The sequence below is a fragment of the Qipengyuania sphaerica genome (assembly GCF_019711595.1).
GTDB lineage: Bacteria > Pseudomonadota > Alphaproteobacteria > Sphingomonadales > Sphingomonadaceae > Qipengyuania > Qipengyuania sphaerica.
Window position 1 is genome coordinate 139787 of the sequence record NZ_JAIGNR010000001.1, and the last position, 16081, is coordinate 155867.

General features: G+C 63.7%; 17 protein-coding genes. 6 read left to right on the top strand and 11 right to left on the bottom strand.

Translation table 11 applies throughout. The features are described from left to right. Positions 1-23: 23 nt before the first annotated feature. From K3178_RS00660 to recQ, 4 genes are all read right to left on the bottom strand, one after another. Positions 24-287, bottom strand: coding sequence for a DksA/TraR family C4-type zinc finger protein (locus tag K3178_RS00660; RefSeq protein ID WP_221569476.1), 264 nt, complete (start codon positions 285-287; stop codon positions 24-26). A gap of 251 nt (positions 288-538) precedes the next feature. Continuing rightward, a complete protein-coding gene (locus tag K3178_RS00665; RefSeq protein ID WP_221569477.1) occupies positions 539-733 on the bottom strand; it encodes a type II toxin-antitoxin system antitoxin in 195 nt (64 codons plus the stop codon). Positions 734-760: 27 nt separating this feature from the next. Next, positions 761-1672 carry an SPFH domain-containing protein gene (locus K3178_RS00670; protein ID WP_247713468.1) on the bottom strand — a complete coding sequence of 304 codons (912 nt, stop codon included), beginning with the start codon at positions 1670-1672 and terminating at the stop codon, positions 761-763. A 71-nt stretch (positions 1673-1743) separates the two neighbouring features. Continuing rightward, positions 1744-3522 (bottom strand): DNA helicase RecQ, encoded by a 1779-nt coding sequence (recQ, locus tag K3178_RS00675; RefSeq protein ID WP_221570727.1) that lies wholly within the window; start codon positions 3520-3522, stop codon positions 1744-1746. 116 nt (positions 3523-3638) lie between these two features. Between recQ and K3178_RS00680 the strand changes: the two genes are divergently transcribed. The 5 genes from K3178_RS00680 (at position 3639) to K3178_RS00700 (ending at position 7845) form a co-directional block, all read left to right on the top strand. After that, positions 3639-3923, top strand: a complete 285-nt coding sequence (locus K3178_RS00680) for a hypothetical protein (RefSeq protein ID WP_221569478.1) — start codon at positions 3639-3641, stop codon at positions 3921-3923. Between the two features lie 89 nt (positions 3924-4012). Then, positions 4013-4201 carry a hypothetical protein gene (locus tag K3178_RS00685; RefSeq protein WP_221569479.1) on the top strand — a complete coding sequence of 63 codons (189 nt, stop codon included), beginning with the start codon at positions 4013-4015 and terminating at the stop codon, positions 4199-4201. Next, a complete protein-coding gene (locus K3178_RS00690) occupies positions 4198-5379 on the top strand; it encodes an acyl-CoA dehydrogenase family protein (RefSeq protein WP_247713469.1) in 1182 nt (393 codons plus the stop codon). The genes K3178_RS00685 and K3178_RS00690 overlap by 4 nt, the downstream gene beginning before the upstream one ends. A 3-nt stretch (positions 5380-5382) precedes the next feature. After that, positions 5383-6609, top strand: coding sequence for a CoA transferase (locus K3178_RS00695; RefSeq protein ID WP_221569480.1), 1227 nt, complete (start codon positions 5383-5385; stop codon positions 6607-6609). Between the two features lie 3 nt (positions 6610-6612). Further along, a complete protein-coding gene (locus K3178_RS00700) occupies positions 6613-7845 on the top strand; it encodes an acetyl-CoA C-acetyltransferase (RefSeq protein ID WP_221569481.1) in 1233 nt (410 codons plus the stop codon). A gap of 273 nt (positions 7846-8118) precedes the next feature. Here K3178_RS00700 and ppk2 read toward each other — a convergent pair whose 3' ends face one another. After that, entirely contained in the window at positions 8119-8889 is a 771-nt protein-coding gene (ppk2, locus tag K3178_RS00705) for a polyphosphate kinase 2 (RefSeq protein ID WP_345719828.1), read from the bottom strand. Positions 8890-8945: 56 nt separating this feature from the next. Here ppk2 and phhA point away from each other — a divergent pair, with 56 nt between their 5' ends. Next, positions 8946-9887 (top strand): phenylalanine 4-monooxygenase, encoded by a 942-nt coding sequence (phhA, locus tag K3178_RS00710; RefSeq protein ID WP_247713470.1) that lies wholly within the window; start codon positions 8946-8948, stop codon positions 9885-9887. 68 nt (positions 9888-9955) lie between these two features. On the opposite strand, the gene K3178_RS00715 is transcribed toward phhA, so the two are convergent. The 6 genes from K3178_RS00715 to K3178_RS00740 all read right to left on the bottom strand — a co-directional run bounded on the left by K3178_RS00715 (position 9956) and on the right by K3178_RS00740 (position 15989). Then, positions 9956-10201, bottom strand: a complete 246-nt coding sequence (locus K3178_RS00715) for a hypothetical protein (protein ID WP_221569482.1) — start codon at positions 10199-10201, stop codon at positions 9956-9958. Positions 10202-10359: 158 nt separating this feature from the next. Then, positions 10360-10617: a hypothetical protein gene (locus K3178_RS00720; RefSeq protein WP_221569483.1), complete on the bottom strand. Its 258-nt coding sequence runs from the start codon at positions 10615-10617 to the stop codon at positions 10360-10362. A gap of 75 nt (positions 10618-10692) precedes the next feature. After that, positions 10693-10947 (bottom strand): GlsB/YeaQ/YmgE family stress response membrane protein, encoded by a 255-nt coding sequence (locus K3178_RS00725; RefSeq protein ID WP_221569484.1) that lies wholly within the window; start codon positions 10945-10947, stop codon positions 10693-10695. Between the two features lie 89 nt (positions 10948-11036). Continuing rightward, positions 11037-11831, bottom strand: coding sequence for an undecaprenyl-diphosphate phosphatase (locus K3178_RS00730; protein WP_221569485.1), 795 nt, complete (start codon positions 11829-11831; stop codon positions 11037-11039). Positions 11832-11911: 80 nt separating this feature from the next. Continuing rightward, positions 11912-14041 (bottom strand): M13 family metallopeptidase, encoded by a 2130-nt coding sequence (locus K3178_RS00735; protein WP_221569486.1) that lies wholly within the window; start codon positions 14039-14041, stop codon positions 11912-11914. A 130-nt stretch (positions 14042-14171) separates the two neighbouring features. Continuing rightward, positions 14172-15989, bottom strand: a complete 1818-nt coding sequence (locus K3178_RS00740) for an ABC transporter transmembrane domain-containing protein (protein WP_221569487.1) — start codon at positions 15987-15989, stop codon at positions 14172-14174. Positions 15990-16081 lie beyond the last annotated feature (92 nt).

A 16081-nucleotide genomic window follows, 5' to 3' on the forward strand; every position in this document is an offset into this window, starting at 1 on the left:
AGGGCCTTGGACCGAGCCGCGCCTCAGCGCAACTGGCTGTCCTTGCTCCCGCGCCGGTTGATGCCCGATTGGCGCGTGGCAGCATCGCGCCCCGACTGGCACTGGACACAGGTGCGCACACCGGGGAGAGCCTCGCGCCGCTTCTCCGGAATCTCCTCGCCGCATTCATCACAATATTTCGCGCTTTCGCCGCGTGGCATGCGCGCGCGGGCGGCGCTGACTGCGTCGCTCACCGTATCGTCGATCTGGTCCTGAACCGCGCCATCGCGCGCCCAACCGCCTGCCATGAAAAGCTCCTTTGCGCCCTCAACGGGCGAGAAGCCGAGGGCGTTCCGTCAGAACAGCAGTGCGGCGAGAGGGATAAGGCCGACCGAAGCTGCCGCAACCGCCCCCACGATCCACTCGGGGATCCGCTGGGGGTTCGAGGCGGCCAGTTTTGCCATGAGGAAAGTTATACGGCGAAAAGGTTAAGAGCGGTGCAAGCCGCATCATGGTGAAACACCATAAAATTTTGCGGTTTCCTGCGCGGTAACCTTTGTCAGTCCCCCGAAGGCGGCCGTCCCCTGCGCGGCGGTTTCGATGGTTTCACCTCGATCCCGCGCGTCTTCAGGGCTTCGCGCAAGAGCATCTCGATCTGCGCATTGGCGCTGCGCAATTCATCTGCGGCAAGGCGCTCGACCGCGGCGTGGACCGCCGGGTCGAGACGCAAGGCAAAGGCTTTTTTCTGCGACATGGTGAAGCCTCAGCGCATCGGCCCGCCCTAGTAGAGCGAGCCCGTATTGATGACCGGATGCGCTTCCTTCTCTCCGCACAGCACGACCATCAGGTTGGACACCATCGCCGCGCGGCGTTCGTTGTCCATGTCGACGATATCGTCCTGCGCGAGCTTGGTCAGCGCATCCTCGACCATGCCGACCGCGCCGAGGACGATCTTGGCACGCGCCGCGATGATGGCATCGGCCTGCTGGCGCTTGAGCATGGCGCTGGCGATCTCGCTGGCATAGGCGAGGTGGGTGAGCCCCGCCTCGTCGACCACCACGCCGGCGACCTTGAGGCGGTCGTTGAGTTCTTCGAGCAGTTCGGCATTCACCACTTCGGCACCGCCGCGCAGCGTGACTTCCTCGCCCTCGAAATCGTCATAGGGATGGCGCGAGCCGACCGTACGCAGGCCCGCCTCGATCTGGATGTTCACGAATTCCTTGTAATCGTCGACGTCGAAGCTCGCCTGCGCCGTATCGCGCACGCGCCACACCACGTTGCAGGCGATCTCGATCGGGTTGCCGCGCAGATCGTTGATCTTCACGCGTTCGGAATGGATGTTGTGGGCGCGGGCGGAAATCTTCTTCTTGCCCATCCACGGCCAGACCCAACGCAACCCCTCGGTACGTTCGGAGCCCTTGTATTCGCCGAACAGCGTGATGACCGCGGCCTGGTTGGGCTGGATCATGAAGAAGCCCGAGGCGAGGATGAGCACGCCGATGAGCGAGGCGAACAGCGTTCCCGCAAAGGCGACCTTGTCGCCCTTCGTCGGATAATCCCCGGGCGCCATGCCCGGTATGATGAAGGCGAGCGCTGCGAGTACCACCAACAGCACCAGCAGCATGATATAGCCATTGTAACTGGTCGCCGCGGTTTCGCGGCTGGTCTTCATTCCGGTCATTTCGACAGACATGAGTGTAACTCCTCCGATATAATTATGATATCATATTTATATCGCGAGGCGCAAATGTCAAATGATATCGCTCAGTGCCGCGCGATCTCCATCAGGAAGCGCTCGCCATAGGCTTCGAGTTTCTTGCCGCCGATGCCGCCGATCCGGCCCATTTCGGACATGGTCGATGGCCGCGCGGCGGTCATTTCGCGCAAAGTGCTGTCGTGGAAAATGACATAGGGCGGGACCTGCGCCTCGCTCGCCAGCTCGCGGCGCAGTTCGCGTAGCGCCTCGAACAGGGGATCGCCGACGGGGTTGGCCTCGTCTCCGCCGCGCCGACCCCGGCTGCGCTGGCGCTTCGGCGGGACAACGATTTCGACCTCGCGTTCGCCCTTGATGATCTCGCGGGCGCTGCCGCCCAGCGCCAGCCCGCCGTGCTCGGTCGGGACGAGGTCGCCGCGCGCCTGCAATGCGCGGCCCAATGGCTGGAGCAGGCGCGCGTCCTCGCCTTCCACGATGCCGTAAACGCTTAGCCGGTCGTGCCCGCGCTGGCGTATGCGGTCGTCCTCGGCGCCGGTGAGGACTTTTTGCAGATGCCCCATGCCGAAGCTCTGGCCGGTGCGATAGACGGCGGAAAGAAGCTTGCGGGCTAGCTCGGTCACATCGGTCACGCCCGGCTTGTCGAGGCAATTGTCGCAATTGCCGCAGGTCTCGGGTGGGTCCTCGCCGAAATGGCGGAGCAGCACGGCGCGGCGGCAATGCGGGGTCTCGACTAGTGCGGCAAGCGCATCGAGCCGCGCACGCTCGGCATTGCGGCGTTCCTCGTCCACCTCGGACAAGCGCATGCGTGCGGTGGCGAAATCGCCCGCGCCCCAGAACATCGTCGCCGCCGAGGGATCTCCGTCGCGGCCTGCACGGCCGGTCTCCTGGTAATAGGCCTCGATCGATTTCGGCACGCCGACATGCGCCACGAACCGCACGTCGGGCTTGTCGATGCCCATGCCGAATGCGACCGTGGCGACGATGACCATGTCTTCCGACACGACGAAGGCGGCCTGGTTGGCGGCGCGCGTCTCGGGGTCGAGACCGGCGTGATAGGGCAGGACCTTCCGTCCGGTCGAGGCCGCGAGCTTCTCGGCAAGGTCCTCCACCTTCTTCCGGGTCTGCGCATAGACGATGCCCGGCCCCGGCCTTTCGGTCATCAGCGTCGCGAGCTGGCGCACCGGATTGTCGCGGTGGCGGATGGCGTAGCGGATATTGGGACGGTCGAAGCCCGCCAGCACCAACCCGTCCTCGGGTATGCCGAGCTGGGTGAGCACGTCGGCGCGCGTCTGCCGGTCCGCCGTCGCTGTCAGCGCTAGGCGCGGGACTTGCGGGAAGGCGTCCATCAGTGGCCGCAGCATGCGGTAGTCGGGGCGAAAATCATGGCCCCATTCGGATACGCAATGCGCCTCGTCGATGGCGAAGAGCGCGAGTCTTGTCGAATTCAGGAAATCGCGAAAGGCAGGCTGGCTCGCGCGTTCGGGTGCGACATAGAGGAGGTCGAGCTCCCCGGCGCGGAAGGCGTCCTGCGTTTCGCGCCAGTCGGAATCGGCGCTGGTCAGTGTGGCGGCGCGGATGCCGTTTGCACGCGCCGAACGTAGCTGGTCGTGCATCAGCGCGATCAGCGGGCTGATGACCACGCAGGTGCCCTCAAGCATGGTCGAGGGAAGCTGGTAGGTCAGCGACTTGCCCGCACCCGTGGGCATCACCGCAAGGCTCGACCGGCCCGAAAGCGTGCGCTCGACCACCTCGGCCTGCCGCCCGCGGAAATCGTCGAAGCCGAATGTGGCGCGCAAGTGTTCGCGGGCAGTGTCGAGAGTGGCGACCATCCATCCCTGTTGCCACACGGCGCGCCCCGCGCAACCGTGCTCCGCGCATTTTCCCCTTGGCGAAGGAGCTTCCCTGCGATTAACCACGCCGCAGACCCAATCCCAAGGAGAATGCCATGAAATTCCATATCGCCGCCGTTGCTGCTGCCAGCCTCGCCCTCGCCGCCTGCGGCAGCTCGAACGACGCTTCGACCGAAGCTGAAGCCGACACCGTCGAAGTCGCTGCGGACGAAGCGATGGAGCCGGTCACCGAAGTGCCGGTCGCCGATCCGGCTGCCGATCTCGAGGCAGCTGCCGACGATGCGGCAACATCCGAGGCCGAAGCGGCATCGGTCCAGGCAGCAGGCGACGAGGCCGCTGCCACGGCCGAAGCCGCGCTCGACGCGATGAACGAAGAGTAATGCCGAAAAGGGGGCGGTGCGGCTGGTTCGCCCGCCCCTTTTCCGTAGCGGCTTTGGCAGCCGCACCAAGGGGAGATAGCATCGCCGCCATGAACCGACTCGTCCTGCTGCCCGCGCTGGCCCTGGTGGCCTGCAATTCCTCCACCGAAGGTGCCGATCCCGGCCCCGTCACACAGGAGGAGGCCGAGGCGCTGGACGACGCCGCCTCGATGCTCAACGAACAGCGGATGGTCTCGGAAACGCCCGTGCCGGAAGCCGGCGAGGAGGCAGGCGAATGAGCACTCCCAATCCCGGCATGGACCAGGACACTTTCGACCAGTTCCTCGAACAGCTCGAACGCTACGTCCGCGAGCGGCTGATCCCGGCTGAAAAGGACGTCATCGAGCAGGACAAAGTCCCCGACGATATCCTTGCCGAGATGAAGGACATGGGCCTGTTCGGCCTCACCGTGCCCGAAGACCATGGCGGCGCGGGTCTCAACATCACGCAATATGCGCGAGTAGTGCAGACCATGGCCTATGCCGCGCCGGCATTCCGCTCGATCTTCTCGATCAATGTCGGGATGTTCAACTCGGCGATCAAGAATGGCGGAACGGCAGAGCAGCAGGCCGAATGGTGGCCGCGCATCGCGGGCGGCGAGATCGCCTGCTTCGGCCTCACCGAACCCGGTAGCGGATCGGACAGCGCAGCGATGCAGACCATGGCGAGGCCAGACCCGGACGGGAATGGCTGGATCCTCAACGGCACCAAGCGCTACATCACCAATGCCCCGCATGCCGATGTCGCGCTGATCATGGCGCGCACGGAGAAGGAAGCGCTGCCCAAGAATGCGCATGTCTCCGCCTTCATCGTGCCGATGGATACGCCCGGCATCTCGACCGGCAGTCCGGACAAGAAGATGGGCCAGTCGGGCAGCCATATCTCCGACGTGATGCTCGACGACGTGCATGTGCCGGGCGAGGCGCTGCTAGGCGGCGAGACCGGGCAGGGCTTCCGCTTCGCCATGATGAGCCTCGACAATGGCCGCATCTCGGTCGGCGCGGCGAGCGCGGGCTATGCGCGCCGTGCGCTCGACAGCGCGATCAAATATGCGAACGAGCGGCAGGCCTTCGGCGAACCGATCGCCAATTTCCAGCTGATCCAGCAGATGCTCGCCGAAAGCTGGACCGAGATCTACGCTGCCGAGGCGATGATGGCGGACGTCACCGCCCGCGTCGATCGCGGCGAGGATACGGTGAAGCATGCCGCCGCGTTCAAGGTCTTCGCCTCCGAGATGTGCGGCCGCGTGGTCGACCGCGTTGTGCAGATCTATGGCGGGGCGGGCTATCTGGCCGAATACGATGCCGAGCGCTTCTTCCGCGATGCGCGCATCTACCGCATCTACGAAGGCACCACGCAGATCCTCCAGCTGCAGATCGCCAAGCGCATGCTGCGCGAATATGCCGCGGGCCTCTGAGGGGTGTATAACCTCCTAGGCGACCTCTCGATCATCGAGGCTTCCAGCTTCGTCGCCTCGCCCACCGCCGGATTGTATTGTGCGCAAATGGGCGCCGAGGTGATCCGCGTCGATCACAAGGAGGGCGGTCTCGATTACGACCGCTACATGCTGACGAAGGAAGGTCGATCGCTCAGCTGGGAGAACCTAAACCGGGCGAAGAAGTCGGTCGCGCTCGACTTGCGCAGCGGCGAAGGACGCGAGCTGCTGGTGGAACTGGCGGCAAAGACCGGCAATCTCATCACCAACCTGCCCGAGAGGAGCTTCCTCTCGCACGAGGCCGTGGCGGCGAATTGTCCCGACCTCGTCAGCGTGCGGATCATGGGCTGGCACGACGGGCGGCAGGCGATGGATTTCACCGTCAACGCGGCCAGCGGCTATCCGCTGATGTGCGGCCCGGAGGAATGGGACGAGGCAACCGCGCCGCCGGTCAACCAGGTGCTGCCCGCATGGGATTTCATTACCGGGGCCTACTGCGCCTTCGCGATGGTGTCCGCGATCCGTCACCGTGACCAGACGGGTGAGGGCAGCGAGCTTCGCGTTCCCCTGGGCGATGTCGCCATCGGCACGGTTGCCAATAGCGGGGCGATGGCCGAGATGCTCTATCGCGGCGGCGACCGCGAGCGATTGGGCAATGCCATCTGGGGCGCCTTCGGACGCGACTTCCGCACCAAGGACGGCGTGCGCTTCATGGTTGCCGCGCTGACGGCCAAGCAATGGGCTGGACTGGTGGCAGCCTTCGCACTCGAAAGTGAGATTGCCGCGCTCGAGCAGGAATGCGGCGTGCGTTTCGCAGATGGCGACGATCCGCGCTTCAGGCATCGCCATGCGCTGTTCGACCTGTTCCAGTCCCGCGCCGACACTATTGATTGGTCGGAACTGGAAACCCGCATGGGCGCTGAAGGCTGCACCTTCGAGCGCTATCGCACCATGCACGAGACAGCGAACGACCCGGTGCTGGTGCAGGACAATCCGCTCTTCATGCGCACTGCCGATAACCCCAGCGGCTTCGAATATCCGGCCACCCGCAGCTTCGCCAATATCCCGGGGCGCGGGGCGGGTGCGCCGGCGCCTGCACCCTATCTCGGGCAACATACCGAAGAGGTCCTTGCGACAAGGCTCGGCCTCTCATCGGGCGCGATCGGCGCCTTGGTCGACCGCGATATCGCCCGCCTTTCCGATAAGGACTGATGCATGACTGAATTACGCCGCGTAGCCATCTGCAAGCCGTTACGCACACCCGTCGGCAAGTTCCTCGGCAGCCTTGCCCCGCTCGAGGCGGGCGAACTGGGTGCGGTCATCATCAAGGCGCTAGTCGAGCGTTCGGGCATCGACCCTATGCGCATCGACGACGTGGTATTCAGCCAGGGCTATGGCAGCGGCGAGGCGCCGGCCATCGGACGCTGGAGCTGGCTCGCGGCGGGCTATCCGATTGAGGTGCCGGGTTTCCAGCTCGACCGGCGGTGCGGATCGGGCCTGCAGGCCGTCGCGACCGCGGCGATGATGGTGCAGACCGGCATGGCCGACTGCGTGCTCGCGGGCGGGGTCGAGAGCATGTCCAATGTCGAGCATTATACCACCAAGGCGCGGCATGGCTCTCGCCTCGGCGACATGGTGCTGTGGGACCGGCTGACGCGGGGGCGCCTGATGAGCCAGCCCATCGAGCGCTTCGGGGTCATCACCGGGATGATCGAGACGGCCGAGAACCTCGCCAAGGATTACGATATCAGCCGCGAGGCATCGGATGAATTTGCCGTGCGCAGCCATCTCAATGCAGCCAAGGCATGGGAGGAGGGCAAGTTCGACGAGCAACTCGTGCCGGTCGAGATCCCCCAGCGGCGCGGCGACCCGGTCCTCTTCGCAAAGGATGAAGGCTTCCGCGCCGATGCGAGCATGGAAGTTCTGTCCGCGCTGCGCCCGATCGACGGCAAGCGCGATCCCGATGCCATCGTCACGGCTGGCAATGCCAGCCAGCAGAACGATGCGGCCGCTGCCTGCCTCGTGGTGGCCGAGGACAAGGTGGAGGAGCTCGGCCTCGAACCGATCCTGTGGTTCCATTCGTGGAGCGCTGCAGGTTGCGATCCATCGCGCATGGGCATCGGCCCGGTCCCGGCGGTCGAGCGGCTCTTTGCTAAAAACGGCCTCGGCTGGGATGATATCGGCCTCATCGAGCTCAACGAAGCGTTCGCCCCGCAAGCGCTGGCGGTAATGAAGGGCTGGGGTTTCGCCGATAACGACAGCCGCCGCGAGATCGTCAACGTCAACGGCTCGGGCATTTCGCTCGGCCACCCCATCGGCGCGACCGGAATCCGCATCCTTGCCGACATGGCGCACGAGATGCAGCGGCGCGAGGTGCGCTACGGGCTTGAGACCATGTGCATCGGTGGCGGACAGGGCATGGCCGCCGTGTTCGAACGCGCGGCCTAGGGTCAGGACTCATTACTGGCGCGGAGCGTGGTTGGGAGCAATTGGCCACAGCGGAGCGGTGTGCGAGAAACGGGAGCGCAGGAAATGCCGTGGCATTTTCAAGCTTTCGTGACGCTGCACAGTGGCCAATTGACTCAATCCTCAGGACGGCAAAATGATTTCGATCTCGAACAAAACCGCGTTTGCAAAGGCAATGAGCCTATGCTGCACGCAGTTTCGCCCGATATCTTCGTCATTTTGCCGCCACGCCCGTGCCAGTAATGAGTCCTGACCCTAGCTTTCGGGGAAATTCTCGATCGGCTTGAGGACGCCGTAGGTCTCTTCGAGCGGCTCGCTGCCCAGGTCGGGAAAGTCGATTGCGGCAGGCTCGCATTGGGTATCGGGCAGGCGGTCGAGCAGGTCGCGCACCAAAGTCAGCCGCCCGCGTTTCTGGTCGTTGAAATCTACGAGCGTCCACGGCGCCCATTCGGTATGCGTGGCGCGTAGCATCTCCTCCCGCGCGTTAGTGTAGGCATCGTATTTGTCGCGCGCGGCGAGGTCGATGGGAGAGAGCTTCCAGCGTTTCAGCGGGTCTTCGAGCCTCTCGCGCAGCCGCTCTTCCTGGCGCTCCTGGTCCGCGCCGAGCCAGTATTTGAACAGCAATATGCCATCGTCGACGAGCATCTTTTCGAAGGTCGGTACCTGATCGAGGAATCGCTCGACCTGCTCGGGCTCGGCGAATCCCATCACCTTTTCGACGCCTGCCCGGTTGTACCAGCTGCGGTCGAACAGCACGATTTCGCCCGCCGTCGGCAGGTGTGCGACATAGCGCTGGAAATACCACTGGCCCTGTTCGTCCTCGGTCGGCTTGCCCAGCGCGACGATGTGGCACTGGCGCGGATTCAGCCTTTCGGACACCGCGCGGATCGCGCCGCCCTTGCCCGCGGTATCGCGCCCTTCGAACAGCACGACGATGCGCTGGCCTGTCACCCGCGCCCAGCGCGCCATGGCCACCAGCTCCTCCTGCATCGGCTCCAAAGCCGCTTCGTAATCCTTGCCCTTCACCCGTGGCTCCTCCCGATTTGTATGCGGCCGCCAAAAAGACTATCTAGCGCAACGATATGGCTACGCTAGCAGAACCCGAACAGGACTTTACCCGGCTTCCCGAAATGCCGGAGGATGTCTTTACCGCGCCGCTGAAGAAACCGGACCACGTCGGCGACGACTGGCTGGAGCCCAAGCAGACCGAGTATTCGTCCGAGGACGATGCGATCTGGAATGACCTGTTCGCGCGCCAGATGGACATGCTGCCCGGGCGCGCTGCGAGTTCCTTCATGGCGGGGCTGCAGAAACTGAACCTCAATCGCGGCGGCGTGCCCGAGTTCGGCAAGCTGAGCGAGGATCTGGGGGCGCTGACGGGCTGGAGCGTGGTGCCCGTGCCGATGCTCATCCCCGATCACGTATTCTTCTGGCACCTTGCCAACCGCCGCTTCCCGGCGGGCAATTTCATCCGCACGCGCGAGACCTTCGACTACATCCAGGAACCCGACGTGTTCCACGATGTCTTCGGCCATGTGCCGATGCTGACCGATCCGGTCTATGCCGACTACATGCAGGAATATGGCAAGGCCGGCTGGAAGGCGATGCGCTACAACCGGCTGAAGGCGCTGGGTTCGCTCTACTGGTACACGGTCGAATTCGGCCTGATCGAGGAAAAGCCGGGCGACATTCGCGCCTATGGTGCGGGCATCCTGTCGGGTCCGACCGAGGCGGTCTATTCGGTCGAGGCCGAAAGCCCCAACCGGATCATGCTCAACGTCGACCGCGTGATGCGCACCGATTACGTGATCAGCGATCTGCAGCCGACCTATTTCGTCATTCCCAGCTTCGAGGACCTTTACCGCCAGACGGTGGAGCGCGATTTCGACAAGCTCTACAAGAGCCTCGGGGCAGGGTTCACCTATGCCAATACCGCGGTGATCGACGTAGATTACGTGGTCAATCGCGGCACGCTCGAATACACGCTGCGCGGGGGCAGGGGCAGCGGCGCGAAACCTGTCTAGGGCAAAAGGAAAGGGCCCCGGATCGCTCCGGAGCCCTTCGATAATTATTCCCGAAGGAATGGACTGGCTTACATGCCGTCCATTTCGTCGGCCTGCTCTTCCAGAGCGTCTTCGACGTCGTCAGCCTGCTCGTTGAGAGCATCGGCTTCGGCTTCCATGCCGGCTTCTTCAGCAGCGTCGGCCTGGTTTTCGAGATCGGTTTCCATGGCTTCAGCCTGGTCTTCCATGGCTTCTTCCTGCGGGCCGTCACATGCGGCAAGGCCGAGGCTCAGGGCAGCGGCAGAAGCGACGAAAGCGGTCTTTGCGAATTTCATTTGGGTATCCCCTTGAGTGGTTATGATCGCGTCTCCGGCGTGTCCGGATGCAATCTTCATGGCTAAAATGTGTCAGGGCGGCGATTGGTTCCGCCGCTGCAAAAGAAAACGGCCCGAAAGCGCTTCCGGGCCGTTTCTTTTTCCTATGGAACAGCGTCTTAGTTGACGGCTTCTTCCATGCCCTCGGTCATCGCATCGGTGTCGCCTTCGGCAGCATCTTCGATGTCGTCGGCCTGGGCTTCCATGGCGTCGGCTTCTTCGTCGCTGATCATGCCGGCATCTTCCATGTCGTCGGCCTGAGCTTCCATGGCTTCAGCTTCTTCTTCAGCAGCTTCTTCTGCCGGGCTGTCGCAAGCGGCGAGGCCGAGGCTGAGGGCTGCGGCCGAAGCGACGAGGGTAGCTTTGGTGAACTTCATTATGATTCCCCTTTTTTAAAGGGACTCGCGGCGCTGGCCGTCTGTCCCGGATCGAATGGATAACGTGTGGCTAAATTATGGCAAGGCTCTTGCGCGAAGGACATTGTAGAGCGCGATCAGCACGATAGCGCCGAGCATCGCCCACATCAGCGTGCTGGCCCGGATCGCGCCGAGGAATACACCGCCCGAAGTGGCCATGCCCACGCCCAGCGAACCGACGACACCGGCCACGACATTCCGCAGAATTCCGCGCCCGTCTTCGATCTGCAAGGCGATCGTCGCCAGCCAGCCGAGCAAGGCTCCGGTAACGATCAGGATAATCAGGCCCATTCAAACTTCCTTACGTGCGTATTCCGCACTCCAATCCACACAGCTGCCGAATGGTTCCGCAAATGCGACGAACAGCGCCGGACAAAGGCCTAGAGAAGGGTCAGCAAGGCCACGCCCAGGATGACGCGATAGACAACGAAGACCAGCATCGAGGCCTTCTTCAGGAAGTTCATCAGGAACATCATCGTGGCAAGCGCGGTGAAGAAGGTCAGCACGCCCGATACGAGCGCATCCTGCTGCATCTGGGCGGTCGCCTCCGACAGGTCGAAAGCGGCGAGGAGGCCCGCCCCGAAAACTGCGGGAATGGCCAGCAGGAAGGAAAAACGGGCCGATTCGACGCGTCCGTAGCCAAGAGCGCGCGCGGCGGTCATCGTCGCGCCCGAGCGGCTGGTGCCGGGAATCAGTGCCAGCGCCTGAGCCAGCCCGACGAGAATAGCGTCCTTGAGGCTCATGTCCTCATAGGCCTTGGTTTGCTTGCCGAACTTGTCGGCGAGGCCGAGCAATATGCCGAAGATGATGAGATTGGTCGCGACGAGATCGGTCGAGCGGAAACCTTCGAGATAGCCGCCCAGCTTGATGAACAGCCCGGCGAGCACGGCGGGGATCGTGCCGATCGCGATGAACCAGAACAGCCGGCGCTGCTCGTCATCCTTGCCGAGGCCAACGCTCGCGAAACCGCCGCGCGCGAGGCCCATCACGTCCTTGCGGAAATAGAGTATGATCGCGAGCAGCGAGCCGACATGCACCGCCACATCGATCAGCGGGCCCTGGTCGGGGAAATCGGTCAGCTTCGGGATGAGGATCAGGTGTCCCGACGAGGAAATCGGCAGGAACTCGGTGATCCCCTGGACGATCGCGATGATCAATTCTTGAAGGAAAGTCATGGGTTCACTCCCATGAAGAAAGGGCGGAGCAAGTCAAGCGACCTGCTCTGCCCTTCTATCGTTTTGCGCCGCGGCGCGACTTACCAGATACGGATCCGTTCTTCGGGCGGCAGGTACATGTCGTCGTCTTCGGTCACGCCGAAAGCTTCGTACCATTCGTCCATGTTGCGCACGACGCCGTTGGTCCGGTATTCTTCGGGACTGTGCGTGTCGGTGCGCAGGCGGTTGCGATAGTTTTCCTCGCGCTGCTGCGAACGCCATACCTGCGCCCAGGCAAGGAAGAAGCGCTGGTCGCCGGTGAAGCCGTCGATCACGGGGACTTCCTGTCCTTCGGTAGCGATCTTGTAGGCCCGGTAGGCGAGGCTGAGGCCGCCAAGGTCGCCGATATTCTCGCCCAGCGTGAGGCGGCCGTTGACGCAGGTCTCGCCGGAATCCAGCGGGCAGAAGGCGTTATACTGCTCGACAAGCGCATTGCCGAGTTCGTCGAAAGCAGCGCGGTCGGCATCGGTCCACCAGTTCTCAAGCGCGCCGGTCGAATCGAACTTCGAACCCTGGTCGTCGAAACCGTGGCCGATTTCGTGGCCGATGACGCCGCCGATGGCTCCGTAGTTTACCGCAAGGTCTGCATTCGCGCCGAAGAACGGCTGCTGCAGGATTCCTGCCGGGAAGACGATCTCGTTCTTCAGCGGGTTGTAATAGGCGTTCACCGTCTGCGGCAGCATGCCCCATTCGGTCCGGTCGATCGGCTGGCCCAGCTTGTCGAGCATATCGCGCCATGCCCAGTGCGCTGCCGCCATGCGGTTGCCAAGCGGGTTACCTGCTTCGATGGCGAGGCCCTCATAGGTTTCCAGATTGTCGCGATAGCCGATCTTCGGGTCGAAGCTGGTGAGCTTGGCCATGGCCTGCTCCTTGGTCTCCTCGCCCATCCAGTCGATTTCGTCGATCGACTGCGCCATTGCCTTGCGCAGATTGGCGACCAGCTCGTCCATCGCGGCCTTGCTGGCCGGCGGGAAGTAACGCTCGACATAGGTTGCGCCCAGCAGTTCGCCGAGCATTCCTTCAGTCGAACCGATGGCACGCTTCCAGCGCGGGCGCTGTTCGGGCGTGCCGCGCAGCTTGTTGCCGAAGAAGGCGAAACTCGCCTCGTCGAAGCGGGTCGGCAGGATGGAGGCATTGTTCGAGAGGAACTGCGCGACGGTCCACGCCTTCAGCGTGTCGATGGGCGTACCCTGAAGCAGGCCAAGCATGCCTTCGAAGCCGCTGCCCAGCTTGTCCATGGTTTCCGCCGTCAGGCCGAGTTCCTTGGCGCGCTCCTCGCTCGGGCGCAGGTTGAAGACGATCAGGCGGTCGGTCTCCCCGAAGCCGCTCGCTTCGACCATGGTGGCAATCGGGAAGTCGCCCGCAAGCTCGCGCAGTTCGGCGGGCGTAAAGGGGTTGTAGATCAGGTCGAGGTTGCGGCTCGCTGCCCGGTCAGAGGCAATCTCGCGCGCAATCGTGTCTTCCATCTCGTATACCGCGGTCGCGGTGGCTTCCGGATTGGCATAGCCTGCTTCGGTGAAGAGGAAGGTCAGATATTCGCGATAGGCGGCCTTGATGCCTTCGCCCTTCTCGGTTTCGTCGAGGTAATAATCGCGGTCGGGCATGCCGAGGCCGTCCGAGCCGAGATATACCGAATAGCGATCCGGCTCCTTGGCATCGACTTCAACCTGCCCGCCGAGCGGCGAGGGATAGCCCGGGGTCGACCACAGGGTCACGAGACCTTCCAACGTGTCGGCGGCCATGATGCGATCGAGATAGACCTGCGCCGGGGCGAGGCCGGCAGCGTCGATGGCATCGGTGTCGAGGTAGGAGCGGTACGCATCGACGAGGCGCTTCTCGTCGGAGGTCAGCGCGGCCGCGTCCTTCTTCATCAGGTCATCCATCAGCGCCTTGACGTCGGAAACCGACTTTTCGCCCAGCAGGGTGAAGGCACCGAAGCGGCTATATTCGGACGGCAGCGGATTGGCGTCGAGCCACTTCTGGTTGGCATAGGCGAAAAAGTCGTCGCCCGGATCGATGTCTTCCGACAGCAGCTTGGGGTCGACCCCCCATTCGCCGAAGCTCATCGTGGGCGCGGCAGTGGCCTCGGCAGCCGCATCTTCGGCGACGGCGGGAGCGCTCAGCGCAAGGGCCAGAGCGGACGCTCCGAGGGCAAGGATTCTGGTCTTCATGTAAATTTCTCCGGTCAGTCCCGGTCGTGCACGCTCCCCTAAGCGCACATGCGACCATGCAACGACCTCTATCAGCTATTTGGGCCGGGAGTCGCGGTTCATCGACGATTTACGCCTATTGATCGATGGATCAGGCGGTCTCGTGCCCGAACTGGAGCTGCGCAAGGCGAGCGTAGAGGCCGCCGTTTGCTGCCAGCTGGTCGTGCGTTCCCTGCTCGACCAGGCGGCCTTCCTCCATCACCACGATCCGGTCCGCCGCGCGCACGGTGGCGAGGCGGTGGGCGATGACCAGCGTGGTGCGGTCTTCCATGAGGTGGTCGAGCGCATCCTGTACCAGTCGCTCGCTCTCGGCATCGAGTGCGCTCGTCGCCTCGTCGAGCAGCAAGATCGGCGCATCGCGCAGGAGCGCGCGGGCGATGGCGATGCGCTGGCGCTGGCCGCCCGATAGCTGTGTCCCGTTCTCACCCAGATAGGTATCGAGGCCCCGAGGCAGGCGTTCGAGGAATTCTGCGGCATTGGCTGCGCGGGCTGCCGCCCAGATCTGCTCCTCGCTCGCATCCCAATTGCCGTAGCGCAAATTGTCGCGCGCGCTGGCGGAGAACAGCACGCCTTCCTGCGGGACGAAAGCGATGCGCCCGCGCACTTCGGCAGGATCGGCCTTGGTAAGCGGGATGCCGTCGAGCCTGATCGTGCCCGATTGCGGGTCGTAGAACCGCTCGGCGAGCTGGAAAATGGTCGACTTGCCGCCGCCCGATGGGCCGACGATGGCGACGGTTTCGCCCGGCTCGACCTCGAGCGTAAAGTCCACCAGCGCGGGTGTTTCCGTCCGCGTTGGATAGTGGAAGGTCACGTTGCGGAAGGACAGGCTGCCGCGCGGTGGGCTGGGCAGCGCCATCGGGTTTTCCGGCGCGGCGATGCCGGGCTGCTCTGTAAGCAGCTCGGAGAGGCGGCTGGCCGCGCCGCTTGCGCGAAGCAGATCGCCATAGACTTCGGTGAGCGCGCCGAAAGCGCCTGCGACCAGACCTGCGGTAAGCACGAAGGCGGCGATGGTGCCGCCCGAGATCGTGCCTTCATTGACGGCCTCCGCGCCGGTCCAGACGAGCATGGTGATGCCGCCGAAGACCACGAAGATGATGATCGCGGTGAAGGCCGCGCGGATGATGATGCGGCGCTTGGCGACGGTGAAGGTGCGCTCCACCGCCTCGCGGAAGCGGCCCTGCTCGCGGCTTTCCTGGTTGAAGCCCTGGACGATTTTCATCGCGGATAGCACTTCGGTCACCATTGCGCCGATATCGGCCACGCGGTCCTGGCTGGTGCGGCTGACCTTGCGCAGTCGCCGCCCGAACAGGGTGATGGGCACCACGATCGCCGGGATGATCAGCAGCATCCCCATGGTGAGACTGGGGACGAGAAAGAAGAGGTAGATCGTGCCACCGATCGCCACCAGCGTATTGCGCAGCGCGACCGAGACCGTGCTGCCGACGGTCGTCTCGATCAGCGCAGTATCGCTGGTCATGCGGCTGGAAATTTCCTTGGGGCTGTTTTCTTCGTAGAAGCCAGGCGCGAGCCGCAGCAGGTTTTCCTGCACCCGCATGCGAACGTCGGCGACCACGCGCTCGCCCAGCCAGCTGACGAAATAGAAGCGCATAGCCGTACCGGCCGCAAGAACGCAGACGATCATCAGCAGGTAACGGAACCAGCGCTCCATCTCGCCCGGATCGCCGTCTGCGCCAAATCCGCTGTCGATGACCATCTTGAAGCCGGCGGGGATCGCCAGCGTCGCTGCCGCCGTGATAAGCAACGCGACAAGCGCCAGCGCCACGTGGCCGGGATATTTGCGCATTGCGCCAAAGACCATTGCCAGCGGACGCAGGTCGCGCTTCTCGCGTTCGCCCTTGCGCCGGAAAAGCCCGCGTTTCTGTTTCGGATTGCTGCCCGTCTCGTCCATCGCCGCCCAACTAGGCCCGGGGCGCGGCAAAATCCACAGGCGAAAGGCGTATATGGCACTTTTACCCTATTTGTGCATTGCACAATGACGTT

Bases quoted from the DNA above. Each gene is read 5' to 3' on its own strand.
- K3178_RS00690 (WP_247713469.1), top strand. From the start codon at position 4,198: ATGAGCACTCCCAATCCCGGCATGGACCAGGACACTTTCGACCAGTTC.
- phhA (WP_247713470.1), top strand. From the start codon at position 8,946: ATGGCTACGCTAGCAGAACCCGAACAGGACTTTACCCGGCTTCCCGAA.
- K3178_RS00685 (WP_221569479.1), top strand. From the start codon at position 4,013: ATGAACCGACTCGTCCTGCTGCCCGCGCTGGCCCTGGTGGCCTGCAAT.
- K3178_RS00735 (WP_221569486.1), bottom strand. From the start codon at position 14,041: ATGAAGACCAGAATCCTTGCCCTCGGAGCGTCCGCTCTGGCCCTTGCG.
- K3178_RS00725 (WP_221569484.1), bottom strand. From the start codon at position 10,947: ATGGGCCTGATTATCCTGATCGTTACCGGAGCCTTGCTCGGCTGGCTG.
- K3178_RS00730 (WP_221569485.1), bottom strand. From the start codon at position 11,831: ATGACTTTCCTTCAAGAATTGATCATCGCGATCGTCCAGGGGATCACC.
- K3178_RS00670 (WP_247713468.1), bottom strand. From the start codon at position 1,672: ATGTCTGTCGAAATGACCGGAATGAAGACCAGCCGCGAAACCGCGGCG.
- K3178_RS00665 (WP_221569477.1), bottom strand. From the start codon at position 733: ATGTCGCAGAAAAAAGCCTTTGCCTTGCGTCTCGACCCGGCGGTCCAC.
- K3178_RS00680 (WP_221569478.1), top strand. From the start codon at position 3,639: ATGAAATTCCATATCGCCGCCGTTGCTGCTGCCAGCCTCGCCCTCGCC.
- K3178_RS00660 (WP_221569476.1), bottom strand. From the start codon at position 287: ATGGCAGGCGGTTGGGCGCGCGATGGCGCGGTTCAGGACCAGATCGAC.
- K3178_RS00720 (WP_221569483.1), bottom strand. From the start codon at position 10,617: ATGAAGTTCACCAAAGCTACCCTCGTCGCTTCGGCCGCAGCCCTCAGC.
- recQ (WP_221570727.1), bottom strand. From the start codon at position 3,522: ATGGTCGCCACTCTCGACACTGCCCGCGAACACTTGCGCGCCACATTC.
- K3178_RS00740 (WP_221569487.1), bottom strand. From the start codon at position 15,989: ATGGACGAGACGGGCAGCAATCCGAAACAGAAACGCGGGCTTTTCCGG.
- K3178_RS00700 (WP_221569481.1), top strand. From the start codon at position 6,613: ATGACTGAATTACGCCGCGTAGCCATCTGCAAGCCGTTACGCACACCC.
- K3178_RS00715 (WP_221569482.1), bottom strand. From the start codon at position 10,201: ATGAAATTCGCAAAGACCGCTTTCGTCGCTTCTGCCGCTGCCCTGAGC.